Here is a 15,599-nt window from a genome sequence, read left to right as displayed (position 1 = left end):
CCCGGGGCACTTCAGTATTTATACAAATTGGAAATGAAGCGCATTTTGCGCAATGTCCGTGGTCTAGTTTTCGTCGTGGTTATCCCCATTGCCTTTCTGTTCATATTTGCTACTGCAGACTATGCACAGCAGGAATATGGGAATGGAAACTGGGCAGCAAATATCTTAATAAGTCTTGCCCTTTATGCTGGGTTAATGGCGACTGCTGGAACTGGTGCAGCAGTTGGCATCGAAAGAGCAAGTGGGTGGAGTCGGCAGCTGCGTTTAACTCCTCTTCGCCCAATTAACTATGTAGGAGCTAAAGCCACAGCGGGATTAGCTCTGAGCGGTATAGCCTTGCTCACGGTTTATATCTGTGGACCGCTGGTCCATGCACACATGCCGGCTCTGGCTTGGGCTCAGTCTTTTGTCATCGCATGGTTGGGCTCAATCATTTTTATGTCTTTTGGGTTGTTCATGGGATACCTTTTGCCTGCAGAGACCACAATGCAGGTAGTTGGGCCTTTGTTAGCGTTGCTGTCTTTCCTCGGGGGAGTATTTATGCCACTGACTCCTGGATCGACTTTCGACAAGATTGGAAGTCTTACCCCGCTCTACGGACTTCATAAGTTGGCGCTTTCGCCGATGGACGCGAGCAACTTTTCGTGGGCTGCAGTGGCCAATGTTGTGGTTTGGCTGTTCGTATTCTTGGTCGGGGCAGCCCGGAAGATGCGCTATGATACGGCTCGGGTTTAGCTAAGATGAAAAAGTGATGACTCGGTATATTACCTGGCCAAACAGTATTTGGGCCATTTTCTGGTTGGCCCTTACTGTTCCAATTCTTTTGACGGTTCGAAGCCACCCGTATCCGGTTTCAAGCGCGGTTCTTGTTCTTTGCTGCGTATTTTGTCTCATTGGTTCCTGGGCTATCGCAATCGATGATCTGCGCCTAGGTGTGATGCGGGTCAATCTCCGTGCAGTTTCGTTGTTAGTGGTTGGAACCTTTCTCGCACTGATCGTGCTTAATCTTGTCGGAACCGATGCGATTCAACTTGCATACTTCATTGCCTCGGCTGTTGCATTTGTATTTCCGTGGCAGGTTTCCCTGCCTTTTACTGCAGTCGCCGCGATAGCGATTCCTCAGTCGCTATGGCCGTTCGGCCACTTGTCTTTGATTACAACCGGCATTGCCTGTTTAGCAAGCCGAATGGCGATTATTAGCCAAGCGCAAAGGAAGATACAGGAAGTTCGATCCCAAGAACTCGAAGTAAACGAAGAGCGCAACCGCATGGCTCGCGACATGCACGATATTTTGGGACATTCTCTCACAACGGTGACACTTAAAGCGGAGCTTGCAAAGAAGCTCATTGAGCTCGACCCGAATACGGCGAAGTCACAAATTGCAGAAATTGAGGAAATCTCGAGGTCTGCGCTGGCAGAAGTTCGCACCGCAATAAATGGCTATCGAGAGCTCAGCCTTTCCGGTGAACTAGCTCGGGCATTAAGCCTCCTTCAAAGCGCAGGTATTAAAGCGAAGATGCCGAATTCGGTAGATGAAGTACAGGTTGATTTGAGGGAAGTGTTTGCTTGGGTAGTGCGTGAAGGGACTACGAATGTTGTCCGACATTCCGGTGCAAAGAGATGCTCCATCAGTCTGACCTCCAAATCTGTATTGATTGAAGACGACGGAGTCGGAATAGCAGAGATAAGGGAAGGAAATGGTCTGCGAGGGCTGCGGGAGCGATGCCAAAATAACGGAGTCGAATTGTGCTTGGGTGAAACCACCATGGGAGGTCTGAAGCTTACAGCCCAGGCCGTTCAAACCGGGCCATGGGCTAAGGAGCATTAATGATAAAAGTGATGCTTGCTGATGATCAGGCTATGGTGCGAGGCGCATTAAGCGCCTTGCTTAGCTTGGAAAGTGACATTGAGGTAGTGGCCGACGTTGGCGACGGAAGCGAGGTCATGGAGGTCGCCTCGGTGGCTTGTCCTGATGTTATTTTGATGGATGTAGATATGCCGAATGTGGACGGTCTGACTGCTACGAAACGCCTTAGAGAAGCGCTACCGCAGGTAAAGATATTGATAGTTACAACGTTCGGGCGCCCGGGTTTCTTGCGTCGCGCGGTTTCCGCGGGAGCACATGGCTTCATCGTTAAAGACGCGCCTGCCGCAGAGCTCGCTGATGCGGTGCGCCGAGTTCACTCCGGCTTGCGTGTAGTTGATCCCAAACTTGCTGCAGATTCTTTTCTATTCGGTGAATCTCCTCTCACCGTTCGAGAATCCGAAGTGCTTCAAGCAGCTGCCGATGGTGCGGTCGTCGCGGAAATCGCGAAGCGGGTTAACTTATCGGAGGGCACGGTGCGCAATCACTTGTCGCGTGCGATGGCTAAGACTGGTGCTGACACTCGTGCAGCGGCAGTAAATCTTGCCATTGAGCGGGGCTGGATTATCAGTTGAAGTTGCTTAATCTTTAAGCGGTGCGGTTTGTAGCTTTCCTGAATCTAGGAATTCCAAGACGAGTTCTACTGTCCTTTTGCGAGTAGCTGTGGGTATCTTTCGTTCAGTCAAGTGGTCGTGGACCCAGAGGCCATTGCCAAGGATGGTGGCGATGAGCGCGGTTTGGTCATCAGCTGCGGGATCGGGCAGCCAGCGCTTATCGACGCCGCGCCATTGTTCCATGAAGTCCGGGTGTTGCTGGGAGTGGATGCTCATCAGCAGTTCGATCAGAGGGTCGTTCTTGCCTAGGGATTGCACGAGTGCGCGCAGGCGCTCCTTTTTGTCTAGCTCCGCGGCCTGCTTGCCGCCGGCTAGCTCTTCGAGTTCCGCTTCCCAGCGCGCGGCGCAGAAGCGGTGGCACTCGATGAGCAGTTCGTGGCGGGAAGGAAAGTGATAGATGAGCCCGGACTTTGACATGCCCGTGGCGGTGGCCAGGGCGTCGTAAGTCACGGCATGTACGCCCTTGTTCTCGATGATGGTGAGGGCGGCTTTTAGCACTTCGGTCTTTTTACTGATGCGCGGCATCGTAGCCTCCCGACTTCGGGTTGTTTTTAAACAAATAGCCGGTCACTGCGGCGAAGAGCAGCATCATCGCGAGCAAGCCGCCGAGGGTCGTGAGGTAAGCGTTGTCGTAGGCGGCTGCGGCGAGGTCGTGGGTCGCGGCGTCGTAAAGCGCTTGCATGCCCTCGACATCCGCGGGCAGATTGCGGGAGTAAAGCAAAGGCACAATGGAGCCGGTGATCGCGATGGATAGCAGCGTGCCGAGCTCGTAGGAGACCTCCTCGACGCCGGCGGCCATGCCGGAACGATGGGGCGGCGCCGCGCCGATGATGGCGGTTGAGGCCACGGACATCGTGAGCCCCGCGCCGATGCCCATGCAGAGCAGCCCCGCAACGAAGCACCAAAAGATGCCGTGGTGGCCCGCCCACATCGCGATGGCGATGCCCGCAGCCATGAAAACAAACCCGCCGGCGATGATGGGCAGAAAGCCCCAGCGGTGCAGGTTGGCGCCGCCTAGGGTGGACATCGGAAGTGCCGCAATCGCCACCGCAGAAATGGTGATTCCCGCATGCAGGGGGCTTAAACCATTGACCATCTGCAGCTTCTGCGTGGTGAGCATCTCCAGCCCGGACATGCCAAACATCGCGCCGCCCGCAGCAATGACGCCGCCTGTGAAGACGGGGGAGCGGAAGACATCGAAGGTGAGCATCGGCTCAGAAAGCTGCTTTTGGCGGCGAGCAAACGCGAAGCTGCCGATGCCGCAGGCCACCAGCGCGCCGCCGGCCAGCCCATAATGGGAACCCGCCACCGACTTAATGGCCAGCACCAGGGAAGAAAGCGTAATAAGCGCATAGAGCGAGGATGCGAAATCCCAGTGCTTGTCCGGGTTCGGTTGGTTGGGCGGTGCCAAAAGGAAGGTCAGCAAGAGCGCGACGAGCACGATGGGCACGTTGATGAGAAAGACCGAGCCCCACCAGAAGTGCTCGAGGAGGAATCCGCCGACGGTAGGGCCGGCTGCAGCGCCCACGACCGCAACGGAGGCCCAGATGCCGATCGCGGTGTTGCGCTCGATTTCATCGTCGAAGGTCAGGCGAATCAGTGCCAAAGTAGCGGGCATCATCACGGCAGCGCCGAGGCCCAAGAATGCGCGTGCAGCCACCAAGAACCACGCGCCGGGGGCGAGCGCGGCGGCGAGGGATGCGCTGCCGAAAAGCACAAGGCCGATGACGAACATGCGGCGATGCCCAATGCGATCTCCCAGGGTGCCCGTGCCCAGCAATAAGCCGGCCAGCACTAACGCATAGGCGTTGATGATCCATAGCTGCTGGGTAGATGTGGTGTGCAGCTGATCCGTCAGTGCCGGGAGGGCGGTGTAAAGGATTGAGTTATCGAGGCCGACCATGAGTAGGCCGAGTGAGACCACGGTAAAGAAAGTCCAGCGCTGTACGGCGGTGGACTCGGTGGTAGTGGCGGTGCTATTGGAATGGACTAAATCGGTGGCGGACATCGTATGAAAATGTACCGAACGTTCATTATAGTTTCAAACGCTTGAACGCGGTCTGTGTTTCGTATCACCAGGCAGGGGGTTTGGTGAGTCTTGAGTAAAAAGCTGGCACAAAGGGGAATTAATAAGGACACTGGATGGAGAAAACTTTTTACTATTCCTGAAAGAAGTAGTGATATGTCGAAGAATTACGCAGAACAGCTCGTAGAAACTCTCGAGGCGCAAGGCGTCGAGCGCATTTATGGTCTGGTTGGTGACTCCCTGAACCCAATCGTTGATGCGGTGCGCCGTTCCTCCATCGAATGGGTCCACGTCCGCAACGAGGAAGCTGCTGCTTTTGCTGCTGAGGCAGACTCTCTGACCACCGGCAAGCTCGCAGTCTGTGCGGCTTCCTGCGGCCCGGGCAATACCCACTTGGTACAGGGGCTTTACGACGCCCACCGCAACGGCGCCAAGGTTCTGGCCCTCGCATCACATATTCCATCTCGCCAGATTGGCTCCAAGTTCTTCCAGGAGACCCACCCGGAGATGCTCTTCACCGAGTGCTCCGCTTACTGCGAGATGGTCAACTCCGCTGACCAGGGCGGTGTCATTTTGCACCACGCTATCCAGTCCACCATGGCTGGCAAGGGCGTTTCCGTGCTCGTTATCCCAGGCGACGTTTCCACGCAGGAGGCTGAAGATGATACCTTCACCACCTCCACCATCTCCGCTGGACGTCCAGTTGTCTTCCCGGATCCGGCTGAAGCAGCCGCGCTAACCCAGGCTATTAATGAGGCTAAGACCGTCGCGCTCTTCGTCGGTGCTGGCGTCAAGGATGCCCGCGAGCAGGTGCTGGCGCTGGCGGAAAAGATTAAGGCGCCAATCGGCCACGCGCTGGGCGGCAAGATGTACATCCAGTACGACAACCCGTTCGACGTCGGCATGTCCGGCCTGCTGGGCTACGGCGCGGCACACGACGCCACCCACGAGGCCGACCTGCTTATCCTTCTGGGCACCGACTTCCCGTACAACGACTTCTTGCCCAAGGGCAACGTCGCACAGGTCGACATTGACGGCTCCCACATCGGCCGCCGCACCAAGATTAAGTACCCGGTTACCGGTGACGTGGCTGCCACCATCGAGAACATTCTTCCGCACATCGATGAGAAGAAGGACCGCCGCTTTCTCGACAAGATGCTCAAGGAACACTACAACAAGCTCAACCACGTGGTGGAGGCATACACCAAGAAGGCTGAGAAGATGAAGCCTATCCACCCAGAGTTCGTGGCCAACATCATCGATGAAGAAGCAGCTGACGACGCCGTCTTCACCGTCGACACCGGTATGTGCAACGTCTGGGGCGCTCGCTACATCACCCCGAATGGCAAGCGTGAGCAGATCGGTTCCTTCCGCCACGGCACCATGGCTAACGCACTGCCGATGGCAATCGGCGCACAGGCCGCTAACGAAGGCCGCCAGGTCATCTCCTTCTCTGGTGATGGAGGACTGTCCATGCTGATGGGTGAGTTGCTGACCGTGAAGCTGCACAACCTGCCGGTGAAGACCTTCGTCTTCAACAACTCCTCGCTGGGCATGGTCAAGCTGGAGATGCTGGTCCAGGGCCTGCCAGAGCACGAGACCGACCATGACCACGTGGATTATGCCGCGATCGCAGAGGCTGCCGGCATCAAGCACATCCGCATCGAGGACCCAAAGAAGGCCCGCAAGCAGATTCGCGAGGCCATGGACTTCGATGGCCCGGTTCTGGTTGACATGATCACCGACCCGAACGCTCTTTCCATCCCGCCGACACTGACCTTCGAGCAGCTGCTGGGCTTCTCCAAGGCCGCCACCCGCACCGTCTTTGGCGGCGGCGTTGGTCAGATGCTGCAGCTCGCGCAGTCCAACCTGCGCAACATTCCGCGCCCGTAGGCGGCTAGCCGCTAGTCCGCTACGTACTCCATCGTTTCGAACCGTGCAGTTTCGGGTGTAGCCGTCAAGAACATTTCGGCAAGGCCTGAAGACTGCACCATGGTGTGGAAGGAAAGCGCGTCTTCCTTTTCGCTGAGATCAGGAAACGCGCCCCACAGTCTGACCGTCCGTCCGTCATGGAGCTGCCGGTTCCACAAATCCAAGTGGTACCACGTGCTCTCTCCAGAAGGGTCTATGCTCCTGCGGGATTGAATTCCGACTCCGGTGAGAACGGTTCCTTCGGGCAGCATGTCGCCTTCAAAAACCTCGTTGGTGAGCTGGTCGATGAATCGGAACTGTTCTTCGGACAACGTGAGTTTCTTGCGCACTTGGAATCCTCCTTCAGATTGGTTGCCGTGATTGCCATCGGTGAAGTCGACTTGGTGTTCACCTTACGTATTCCGGCCTGGTTGTCGGCGCCGTTGGCTAGGATGGGAGTTCACAGGTGATGTCCAGACTCCCTTCAGTGCCCTTGGAAGCCTGGGTGTCATCATTGCGAAATAGCAATAAGCACTCGCTGAAGGAAGTAACAAGAGCTAATGGACGACAATAAAGAAGTAAAAGTCCTCGTCGTTGATGATGAGCCCAACATCGTGGAGTTACTCACCGTTTCCCTGAAGTTCCAGGGTTTCGAGGTATTCAGCGCAAACTCCGGCACTGAGGCGCTGCGGGTGGCCCGCGAGGTTAATCCTGATGCCTACATCATGGACGTCATGATGCCGGGCATGGACGGCTTCGAGCTGCTTGGCAAGCTGCGTCAGGAAGGCCTCGACGGCCCGGTGCTTTACTTGACCGCAAAGGACAGCGTCGATCAGCGCATCCATGGCCTGACCATCGGTGCCGATGATTACGTGACTAAGCCGTTCAGCCTGGAAGAGGTTATCACCCGCCTGCGCGTTATCCTGCGCCGCGGCGCGAACGTCGATGACGCAAACAGTGACGCCACCATTTCCTATGCTGACCTCACCTTGAATGATGACACCCACGAGGTCACCAAGGGAGGCGAAATCATCGAGCTGTCCCCAACCGAGTTCAACCTTCTGCGCTACCTCATGCAGAACAAGGAAGTGGTGCTGTCCAAGTCCAAGATCTTGGACAACGTCTGGCACTACGACTTCGGCGGCGATGGCAACGTAGTCGAGTCCTATATCTCCTACCTGCGCCGCAAGATCGACACCGGCGATACGCAGCTTATTCATACTGTTCGCGGCGTCGGCTATGTTCTGCGCATGCCGCGTAACTAGTAGTTCGCCTCAGTCCTTTTTCGAGTACTAATACATGAGCACTACCCACTCGGCGGCGGAATCCACGCTGCCTGAAACCCCGTCTGTTGCGGTTCCCTCCGGGGAGCGCGCTAAGCGACGCCGCGTGCAGCGCCCCAAAGCGATGCCGCTGCGCACGTGGCTTTTGGTGCTCATGGTCTTGGTCTCTGGCCTCGGCCTGGCGGGTGCCTCTTTGGCGGTGTCCTCGATTATGTCCGACGTCATGTATGGCAACGTCGATGATCAGCTAAAGGATGCCACCAACGGCTGGGCGCGCAATATGAGCAACGACTACTATTTGGGGGACTACTCTAGGCGCCCGCCTACGGAATACGTGGCGCTTAGTTACCTGCCGAATGGCACCGTTTTATACACCGGCCCCAAGACCAGCATGCCGGACGCGAAGAACCTCTACATCGGTGACGAGCCTGCCACCGTCGGTTCCGTTGGAAACGACGAAACCAAATGGCGCGCCGTGGCCATCAAGGTCGATGGCACCGTGACCGTAGTGGCCAAGGATCTCACCCACGAGCGGCTTATTCTCCGCGGCCTTGCCATCGTGCAAATAATCATCACCGCCGTGGTCATGGGCATTATCGCCGTGGTAGGCATGTGGTTTATCCGTCGCGCGCTGCGCCCGCTGCGCGTCGTTGAAAAGACCGCCTCCGAGATTGCCGCGGGTGACTTGGACAAGCGTGTGCCGGAGTGGCCGAAGCACACCGAGGTTGGTCAGCTCTCGGCTGCACTCAACGTGATGCTGGGTCAGCTGCAGCGCTCAGTTGTCCAAGCTCAAGATAAAGAGGAGCAGATGCGCCGTTTCGTCGGCGATGCTTCCCACGAGCTACGCACCCCGCTGACCAGTTTGCGTGGCTACACCGAGCTTTATCGCTCCGGCGCCACCAAGGATGTGGATCTCGTCTTTTCCAAGATCGATGACGAGTCCAAGCGAATGTCGCTATTGGTGGAGGACCTGCTTTCTCTGACCCGCGCCGAGGGCTCGCGCCTGGACATGCGCACTGTGGACATGCTGGAGCTGGTGCTTTCCGTCGGTTCCTCCGCGCGTGCCGCGTTTGCCGGCCGCCAGATCGACGTGGTTAACGAGACCCACGATATTCCGGTGGTCAAAGGCGACCCTGATCGCCTGCACCAGGTGCTGCTCAACCTCGTCTCCAACGGCATTCGCCACGGTGGCGAGGAAGCCAAGGTCAAACTCACCATCCGCGAAGAGGGCGAGGGCACAGACAAGGCAGTGCTTATCGACGTCGCCGATGACGGCAAGGGCATGTCCCCCGAGGACACCAGCCACATCTTTGAGCGTTTCTATCGCGCGGATTCTTCCCGCACCCGCGATACCGGCGGCTCGGGCTTGGGCCTGGCCATCGTGAAATCTTTGGTGGAGCAGCACGGCGGCAGCATTGCCGTGAGCTCCCAGCTGGGGGAGGGCTCCACCTTTACGGTGCGCCTCCCAGCTTCATAATTAATCGGCCGCTAACGAGGCCTTCTCACGAGGACGCTGCTAGTTAGCGGCGTCCTTCTTCGTCGGTGCCCAAGTGCTGGCGAATACGCGTCGCTGCCTCATCCATGGCGGCAGGATCGGTGGCGTCGGCAGCAAATGCCTTGGCGAAGTCATACTCTTCCATCTTCTCGGTGGGGAAGAGGTGGATGTGGGTATGTGGCACGTCGAAGCCGGCGATGATGTAGCCAGTGCGTGGCGAGTTAAACGCCGTCTTGATAGCGGCGCCAATCTCCAGTGCCACCTCGTTGAGGTGTGCCCAGGTCTGTGGGTCGAGGTCGGTCCACTTATCTATCTCCTCAATCGGAACCACCAGAGTGTGGCCGTAGTTGAGGGGCTCGATGGATAAAAAGGCCACGCAGGTCTCGTCGCGGTAGACAAAGCGTGCAGGCAGTTCACCATTAATAATCTTGGTAAATACAGAAGACATGGTGACTAGGCTACCTCCAGTTAAGATGGACGGCATGCGCATTCTCGTAATTGGCTCGGGCGGCCGCGAACACGCCCTGCTCAAAGGTCTCAAGGCAGATCCACTGACCACTGAACTCCACGTTGCCCCAGGCTCGCCGAACTTCGATTCCCTGGCCACGGTGCATCCTGAGTACTCCAAGGTTGATGACCCAGCACAGATGCTGGAGCTGGCGCAGAAAATTGACGCCGAGCTCGTCGTCGTTGGCCCCGAGGTGCCGCTGGTTGCCGGCGTCGCAGATGAGCTGCGCGCCAACGGCATCGCCGTTTTCGGCCCTTCCAAGGATGCCGCGCAGATCGAGGGGTCTAAGGCCTTTGCCAAGGACGTCATGAATGTTGCTGGCGTTCGCACCGCTCGCGCGGAGCAGCTGGTGCCGGGGGCTTCCGACGCCGACATTGAGTCCGCCCTCGACCGTTTCGGCCCGCACTTCGTGGTGAAAGATGACGGCCTCGCCGGCGGCAAGGGCGTCGTTGTCACCGACGACCGCGCTGCCGCGAAGGAACATGTAAACGAGGTTCACGCGGCAGGAAACCCGGTCCTGCTCGAGTCCTTCCTCGATGGCCCAGAAGTTTCCCTGTTCTGCTTGGTCGACGGCGAGACCGTCGTCCCGCTGCTCCCAGCACAGGACCACAAGCGCGCCTACGACAATGACGAAGGCCCCAACACCGGCGGCATGGGCGCCTATACGCCGCTGCCGTGGCTGCCTGCCGACGGCGTGCAGCGCATCGTCGACGAAGTCTGCAAGCCAGTTGCCGCCGAAATGGTGCGCCGCGGCACCCCGTACTCCGGCCTGCTTTATGCCGGCCTTGCTTGGGGCAAGGAAGGCATCGCCGTTGTTGAGTTCAACTGCCGCTTCGGTGACCCAGAAACCCAGGCAGTTCTTTCCATGCTCGAGTCCCCGCTGGCTGAGGCGCTTAACGCCACCGCCACCGGCAAGCTTGCCGAGCTGGACGAGCTGAAGTGGAAGGACGGCTACGCCGTTACCGTCGTCCTGGCCGCTGAGGGCTACCCAGCCTCCCCGCGTAAGGGCGACGTCATCACCGGCCCGGGCCTGGATGATCCGAACAAGGTCCTCCACGCCGGTACCTCGCAAGCCGAAGGCTCGCGCGGTGTTGAAGAGGAAGTCGATGTCATCTCCAACGGCGGCCGCGTGCTCAACGTCCTGGGCCAGGGCGCCACACTCGCCGAGGCCCGCGCCGCCGCCTACGAGGTGCTAGAAGGCCTTAAGTTGGACGGCAGCTTCTACCGTCGCGACATCGGAAAGCGTGCCGAAGACGGCGAGATTTCCATCTAGCTTTTCTCTCGCACCCCCGTATAGCCCAGCTTGCTACCAAAAGGTACAGGCTGGGCTTTGTACATGGAATAATGTTTCCCGTGGCTGAAAAGAAGAACATTTCCAACGTCCTATCCTCCCGCTATGCCTCCGCAGAGCTTTCCAATATTTGGAGCCCGGAGTACAAGATCATCCTGGAGCGCCAGCTGTGGATCGCCGTCATGCGCGCGCAAAAGGATTTGGGAGTCGATATTCCAGCAGAGGCCATTGCGGCCTACGAGTCCGTGGTTGAGCAGGTGGACCTCGAGTCCATCGCTGCCCGTGAGCGCGTAACGCGCCACGACGTCAAGGCCCGCATCGAGGAGTTCAACGCCCTCGCTGGCTTTGAGCACATCCACAAGGGCATGACCAGCCGAGATCTCACCGAGAACGTCGAGCAGCTGCAGATTCATTCCTCGCTGCGCCTCATCCGTGACAAGGCCATCGCGGTCGTCGCGCGCATCGGCAAGCATGCGGCTGCTTACCAGTCTCAGGTCATGGCCGGCCGTTCCCACAACGTTGCTGCTCAGGCCACCACCCTGGGCAAACGCTTTGCTTCCGCAGCCGATGAGATGCTGCTGGGCATCGAGCGCGTCGAATCGCTCCTGGCTGCCTATCCGCTGCGCGGCATCAAGGGCCCGATGGGCACCTCCCAGGACATGCTCGACCTGATGGGCGGCTCCGAGGACAAGCTGGCCTCCCTGGAGACTGCGATTGCTGATCACCTGGGCTTCCACCGCATCTTCAACTCCGTTGGTCAGGTTTACCCACGCTCCCTCGATTTCGACGCCGTTTCCGCGCTGGTTGAGCTGGGCGCCGGCCCGTCTTCCTTGGCCACCACCATCCGCTTGATGGCTGGCAATGAGACCGTCACCGAGGGCTTCAAGGAAGGCCAGGTTGGCTCTTCCGCGATGCCACACAAGATGAACGCCCGTTCCTGCGAGCGCGTGTGTGGCTTCCAGGTCATCCTGCGCGGCTACCTCACCATGGTTGCGGATCTCTCCGGTCAGCAGTGGAACGAGGGCGACGTATTCTGCTCCGTGGTGCGCCGCGTTGCGCTTCCCGACGCCTTCTTTGCCCTCGACGGCCAGTTCGAAACCTTCCTGACCGTGCTGGACGAGTTCGGTGCCTTCCCTGCGATGATCGACCGCGAGCTCGAGCGCTACCTGCCTTTCCTTGCCACCACCCGCATCCTGATGGCGGCCGTGCGCGCCGGTGTCGGCCGCGAGACCGCGCACGAGGTCATCAAGGAAAACGCCGTCGCAGTGGCGCTGAACATGCGCGAAAACGGCGGCGATCAGGACTTGGTCGAGCGCCTTGCCGCCGACGAGCGCCTGCCAATGTCCGCCGAGGACCTAGAAGCTGCCCTGGCCGATAAGCACGCCTTCATCGGCGCCGCGGAATCCCAGGTCAATCAGGTTCTTACCCGCATCAACAACCTGGTCAGCGAGCACCCGAAGGCCGCCGCTTATACCCCAGGCGAGATTCTCTAAAAGCGAATTAGGATAGGACTCATGCGCCCAGAACTTTCTTCTTATAAGCACCTTGCTTCCGGCAAGGTCCGTGACATTTATGACGTTGACGAGAACACCTTGTTGATGGTCGTCTCCGACCGCATCTCGGCCTACGACCACTCCCTGGACCCGGCTATCCCGGACAAGGGGCGTGTTCTGACCGCGACCTCTAAGTTCTTCTTCGACGTCATCGATTTTCCGAATCACCTCGCCGGCCCGCTTGATGACGAGCGCATCCCGGAGGAGGTGCTGGGCCGCGCCATGGTGGTCAAAAAGCTCGACATGCTGCCTTTCGAGTGCGTCGCGCGCGGCTACCTCACCGGTTCCGGCCTAAAGGAATATAAGGAAAGCGGCACCGTTTGCGGCATCGAGCTGCCTGAAGGCTTTACCGAAGCCTCCCGCTTGCCAGAGCCGATCTTCACGCCGGCCACCAAGGCGGAGCAGGGCGAGCATGATGAGAACGTGTCTTTTGACGCGGTCGTCGCCAAGCTGGGCAAAGAGCGTGCGGAAGAGCTGCGCGCTGCCACCCTGCGCATCTACTCCGAGGCCGCCCGCATCGCGGAGGAGAAGGGCATCATCCTGGCCGATACCAAGTTCGAGTTTGGCCTCGATGAAAATGGCACCCTCATCCTCGCAGATGAGGTCCTAACCCCGGATTCCTCCCGCTACTGGCCGGCCGATACGTATGAGGAGGGCAAGGTTCAGCCTTCCTTCGACAAGCAGTACGTGCGCAACTGGCTGACCTCCCAGGAATCCGGCTGGGACCAGGCCTCTGATACCAAGCCGCCGCGCCTGCCTGACGACGTCGTCGAGGCCACCCGTGCGCGCTACGTCGAGGCTTACGAGCGTCTTTCGGGAAACTCCTTCTAAGGCCTAAAGCCTTCGTTACGGTAGGGTTTCGAGAAATCTCACTACAAATAAGCCCCCCCTAATCTAGCGAGGAGAACATGACTGAATTGACCCCGCCGATTGCCGCAAAACACCCCATCACCCGCGAGTTTCATGGACGCAGCTTCGTGGATGATTACGAGTGGATGCGGGATAAAGAATCTGCAGAAACGCTCGATTATCTGCGCGCGGAGAATGCTTATACTGAGCAGGAGACTGCGCACCTTAAAGAGCTGACTGAGAACATCTTCCAGGAAGTAAAGTCGCGTGTGAAGGAAACGGACATGTCCGTGCCTTCGCGCAGGGGCCAGTACTGGTATTACGGCCGCTCTGTCGAGGGCAAGAACTATGGCATTAGCTGCCGCGTTCCGGTGGCCGAAGGTACTGACCCGTGGACCGCTCCCGTTATTCCAGAAGAAGGCGCGCCTGAGGGCGAGGAAATCCTCCTAGATGCCAACGAGCTAGCAGAAGGCACCGAATTCTTCGCGATGGGTGCCTCCACCGTCTCTGACTCCGGCAACCTGCTGGCTTATTCCGTGGATACCGCTGGCGACGAGCGTTTTTCTCTGGTCATCAAGGACTTGCGTACCGGTGAGCTGCTCTCCGACCGCCTCGAAGGCATCTTCTACGGTGCGACCTGGGTGGGCGATGACTACATCTTTTACACCACGGTCGATGATGCCTGGCGCCCAGATACCGTCTGGCGCCACAAGGTGGGAACCGAGCAGTCCGAAGACGTGCAGGTCATGTATGAAGCCGACGAGCACTTTAATATCGGCGTCGGCAGTATTCGCAGCGAGAAGTACCTGTTCATCGTCATCGGCTCGAAGCTGACCTCAGAGACCTGGGTGCTGGATCGCACGGACCCGGAAGGCGAATTCCAGGTTCTGTGGCAGCGCGAAGCAGGTGTTGACTACGACGTCGACTATGCCGAGATTGACGGCCAGGCCTATTGGTTTGTCACCCACAACGCATCAGGTCCGAACTTCACCCTGGCCACCACGCCGCTGGCCGTAGGGGAGGACCTCGCACCGCTCCGCGAGCTCGATGTGCTGATTCCGCATCGCGAGGATGTGCGCCTGGAAGGCGTGGATACCTATCGCGACCAGGTCGTCGTAGGCTACCGCCGCGCCGGCATCGGGCGTGCCGCAATCATGGATGTACGCCATGGTTGGTCCGAATTTAAGGAATTAAACTTCAACGAAGAGCTCTACACCGTGAGCGTTGGCGGCAACCCGGAATGGGATGCACCGGTACTGCGGGTGAGCTACACCTCCTTCATCCAGCCTTCGCAGCTTTTCGATTACCGCGTTGAGACTGGCGAGTACACCTTGCTCAAGGAACAAGAAGTCCCGGGCGGTTACAACAAGGATGACTACGTTGCCTACCGCATGTGGACGCAGGCTTCCGACGGCACGCAGATTCCGGTCTCCATCGTGCACCGCGCTGATCTTGACCGCACCAAAGTTAACCCGACGCTTCTCTACGGATACGGCTCTTATGAGGCCAGCATGGACCCGTACTTCTCCGTCTTCCGTCTGTCCTTGATGGATCGCGGCATGATCTTCGCCATGGCGCACGTCCGCGGCGGCGGCGAGATGGGTCGTACCTGGTACGACGACGGCAAGCTTCTGCAGAAAAAGAACACCTTCACAGACTTCATCGCGGTGGCCGATGACCTCATTGCGCGCGGTGTCACCACCGCAGATCAGATGGTGGCGGAAGGCGGCTCCGCCGGTGGCCTGCTGATGGGCGCGGTGGCGAACATGGCCCCGGACCGCTTCACGGCCATCCAGGCCTCTGTGCCCTTCGTGGACCCGCTGACTTCCATCCTGAAGCCGGAGCTACCGCTGACGGTCATCGAGTGGGAAGAGTGGGGCGACCCGTACCACGACCCAGAGGTCTATGACTATATGAAGTCCTATGCGCCTTACGAGAACGTCACTGCGCAGAACTACCCGGACATTTTGGCGATTACCTCGCTAAACGACACTCGCGTGCTCTACGTGGAACCGGCGAAGTGGATTGCCAAGCTGCGTGATACCGCAGCGGGCGGGCAGTTCCTGCTCAAGACGGAGATGGTTGCTGGCCACGGTGGCGTTTCTGGACGCTATGACAAGTGGCGCCAGAATGCCTTCGAATACGCGTGGACCATTAACAAGGCCACGGGGTTGAAAGCTTAGACGCTCCTCGCCGCGCGGACTC

14 protein-coding genes are annotated in these 15,599 nt (G+C 58.6%); 10 read left to right on the top strand and 4 right to left on the bottom strand.

What is annotated here, in order from left to right:
• The 3 genes from HMPREF2935_RS00325 to HMPREF2935_RS00315 all read left to right on the top strand — a co-directional run.
• The coding region (locus HMPREF2935_RS00325) for an ABC transporter permease (RefSeq protein WP_210400706.1) at positions 1 to 735 on the top strand (735 nt) is incomplete at its 5' end.
• A 16-nt stretch (positions 736 to 751) separates the two neighbouring features.
• The gene (locus HMPREF2935_RS00320) at positions 752 to 1,828 is read left to right on the top strand and encodes a sensor histidine kinase (protein WP_082785835.1); all 1,077 of its coding nucleotides are present in this window, start codon (positions 752 to 754) and stop codon (positions 1,826 to 1,828) included.
• Positions 1,828 to 2,439: a response regulator transcription factor gene (locus HMPREF2935_RS00315; protein ID WP_061924591.1), complete on the top strand. Its 612-nt coding sequence runs from the start codon at positions 1,828 to 1,830 to the stop codon at positions 2,437 to 2,439. The genes HMPREF2935_RS00320 and HMPREF2935_RS00315 overlap by 1 nt, the downstream gene beginning before the upstream one ends.
• A gap of 6 nt (positions 2,440 to 2,445) precedes the next feature.
• On the opposite strand, the gene HMPREF2935_RS00310 is transcribed toward HMPREF2935_RS00315, so the two are convergent.
• Positions 2,446 to 3,003, bottom strand: coding sequence for a TetR/AcrR family transcriptional regulator (locus HMPREF2935_RS00310; RefSeq protein WP_070731525.1), 558 nt, complete (start codon positions 3,001 to 3,003; stop codon positions 2,446 to 2,448).
• On the bottom strand, positions 2,987 to 4,486 hold the full coding sequence (locus tag HMPREF2935_RS00305) for an MFS transporter (RefSeq protein WP_070731524.1): 1,500 nt from the start codon (positions 4,484 to 4,486) through the stop codon (positions 2,987 to 2,989). The genes HMPREF2935_RS00310 and HMPREF2935_RS00305 overlap by 17 nt, the downstream gene beginning before the upstream one ends.
• A 174-nt stretch (positions 4,487 to 4,660) precedes the next feature.
• Here HMPREF2935_RS00305 and HMPREF2935_RS00300 point away from each other — a divergent pair, with 174 nt between their 5' ends.
• A complete protein-coding gene (locus tag HMPREF2935_RS00300; protein ID WP_070731523.1) occupies positions 4,661 to 6,397 on the top strand; it encodes a pyruvate dehydrogenase in 1,737 nt (578 codons plus the stop codon).
• An 11-nt stretch (positions 6,398 to 6,408) separates the two neighbouring features.
• Here the strand turns inward: HMPREF2935_RS00300 and HMPREF2935_RS00295 are convergent, their stop codons facing one another.
• A complete protein-coding gene (locus HMPREF2935_RS00295) occupies positions 6,409 to 6,765 on the bottom strand; it encodes a hypothetical protein (RefSeq protein WP_062043352.1) in 357 nt (118 codons plus the stop codon).
• A gap of 210 nt (positions 6,766 to 6,975) precedes the next feature.
• Here HMPREF2935_RS00295 and HMPREF2935_RS00290 point away from each other — a divergent pair, with 210 nt between their 5' ends.
• Positions 6,976 to 7,680 (top strand): response regulator transcription factor, encoded by a 705-nt coding sequence (locus HMPREF2935_RS00290; protein WP_061924579.1) that lies wholly within the window; start codon positions 6,976 to 6,978, stop codon positions 7,678 to 7,680.
• Between the two features lie 34 nt (positions 7,681 to 7,714).
• Positions 7,715 to 9,175 (top strand): sensor histidine kinase, encoded by a 1,461-nt coding sequence (locus HMPREF2935_RS00285; RefSeq protein ID WP_082778650.1) that lies wholly within the window; start codon positions 7,715 to 7,717, stop codon positions 9,173 to 9,175.
• A 43-nt stretch (positions 9,176 to 9,218) separates the two neighbouring features.
• On the opposite strand, the gene HMPREF2935_RS00280 is transcribed toward HMPREF2935_RS00285, so the two are convergent.
• Positions 9,219 to 9,641, bottom strand: coding sequence for an HIT family protein (locus HMPREF2935_RS00280; protein WP_061924576.1), 423 nt, complete (start codon positions 9,639 to 9,641; stop codon positions 9,219 to 9,221).
• A 34-nt stretch (positions 9,642 to 9,675) separates the two neighbouring features.
• Between HMPREF2935_RS00280 and purD the strand changes: the two genes are divergently transcribed.
• The 4 genes from purD to HMPREF2935_RS00260 all read left to right on the top strand — a co-directional run bounded on the left by purD (position 9,676) and on the right by HMPREF2935_RS00260 (position 15,577).
• Positions 9,676 to 10,974 (top strand): phosphoribosylamine--glycine ligase, encoded by a 1,299-nt coding sequence (gene purD, locus HMPREF2935_RS00275; protein ID WP_070731528.1) that lies wholly within the window; start codon positions 9,676 to 9,678, stop codon positions 10,972 to 10,974.
• A 71-nt stretch (positions 10,975 to 11,045) separates the two neighbouring features.
• On the top strand, positions 11,046 to 12,485 hold the full coding sequence (gene purB / locus HMPREF2935_RS00270) for an adenylosuccinate lyase (protein WP_061924572.1): 1,440 nt from the start codon (positions 11,046 to 11,048) through the stop codon (positions 12,483 to 12,485).
• A gap of 21 nt (positions 12,486 to 12,506) precedes the next feature.
• Positions 12,507 to 13,376 (top strand): phosphoribosylaminoimidazolesuccinocarboxamide synthase, encoded by an 870-nt coding sequence (locus tag HMPREF2935_RS00265; protein ID WP_070731522.1) that lies wholly within the window; start codon positions 12,507 to 12,509, stop codon positions 13,374 to 13,376.
• A 77-nt stretch (positions 13,377 to 13,453) separates the two neighbouring features.
• On the top strand, positions 13,454 to 15,577 hold the full coding sequence (locus tag HMPREF2935_RS00260; RefSeq protein ID WP_070731521.1) for a S9 family peptidase: 2,124 nt from the start codon (positions 13,454 to 13,456) through the stop codon (positions 15,575 to 15,577).
• Positions 15,578 to 15,599 lie beyond the last annotated feature (22 nt).

This window comes from Corynebacterium sp. HMSC076D02 (genome assembly GCF_001813815.1).
In the GTDB taxonomy this organism is placed as follows: domain Bacteria; phylum Actinomycetota; class Actinomycetes; order Mycobacteriales; family Mycobacteriaceae; genus Corynebacterium; species Corynebacterium simulans.
Note: the sequence above shows the minus strand (reverse complement) of the source record. Positions and strands in the feature narration are given on the sequence as shown.

Bases quoted from the DNA above. Each gene is read 5' to 3' on its own strand.
- HMPREF2935_RS00320 (WP_082785835.1), top strand. From the start codon at position 752: ATGACTCGGTATATTACCTGGCCAAACAGTATTTGGGCCATTTTCTGG.
- HMPREF2935_RS00315 (WP_061924591.1), top strand. From the start codon at position 1,828: ATGATAAAAGTGATGCTTGCTGATGATCAGGCTATGGTGCGAGGCGCA.
- HMPREF2935_RS00310 (WP_070731525.1), bottom strand. From the start codon at position 3,003: ATGCCGCGCATCAGTAAAAAGACCGAAGTGCTAAAAGCCGCCCTCACC.
- HMPREF2935_RS00305 (WP_070731524.1), bottom strand. From the start codon at position 4,486: ATGTCCGCCACCGATTTAGTCCATTCCAATAGCACCGCCACTACCACC.
- HMPREF2935_RS00300 (WP_070731523.1), top strand. From the start codon at position 4,661: ATGTCGAAGAATTACGCAGAACAGCTCGTAGAAACTCTCGAGGCGCAA.
- HMPREF2935_RS00290 (WP_061924579.1), top strand. From the start codon at position 6,976: ATGGACGACAATAAAGAAGTAAAAGTCCTCGTCGTTGATGATGAGCCC.
- HMPREF2935_RS00285 (WP_082778650.1), top strand. From the start codon at position 7,715: ATGAGCACTACCCACTCGGCGGCGGAATCCACGCTGCCTGAAACCCCG.
- HMPREF2935_RS00280 (WP_061924576.1), bottom strand. From the start codon at position 9,641: ATGTCTTCTGTATTTACCAAGATTATTAATGGTGAACTGCCTGCACGC.
- purD (WP_070731528.1), top strand. From the start codon at position 9,676: ATGCGCATTCTCGTAATTGGCTCGGGCGGCCGCGAACACGCCCTGCTC.
- purB (WP_061924572.1), top strand. From the start codon at position 11,046: ATGTTTCCCGTGGCTGAAAAGAAGAACATTTCCAACGTCCTATCCTCC.
- HMPREF2935_RS00265 (WP_070731522.1), top strand. From the start codon at position 12,507: ATGCGCCCAGAACTTTCTTCTTATAAGCACCTTGCTTCCGGCAAGGTC.
- HMPREF2935_RS00260 (WP_070731521.1), top strand. From the start codon at position 13,454: ATGACTGAATTGACCCCGCCGATTGCCGCAAAACACCCCATCACCCGC.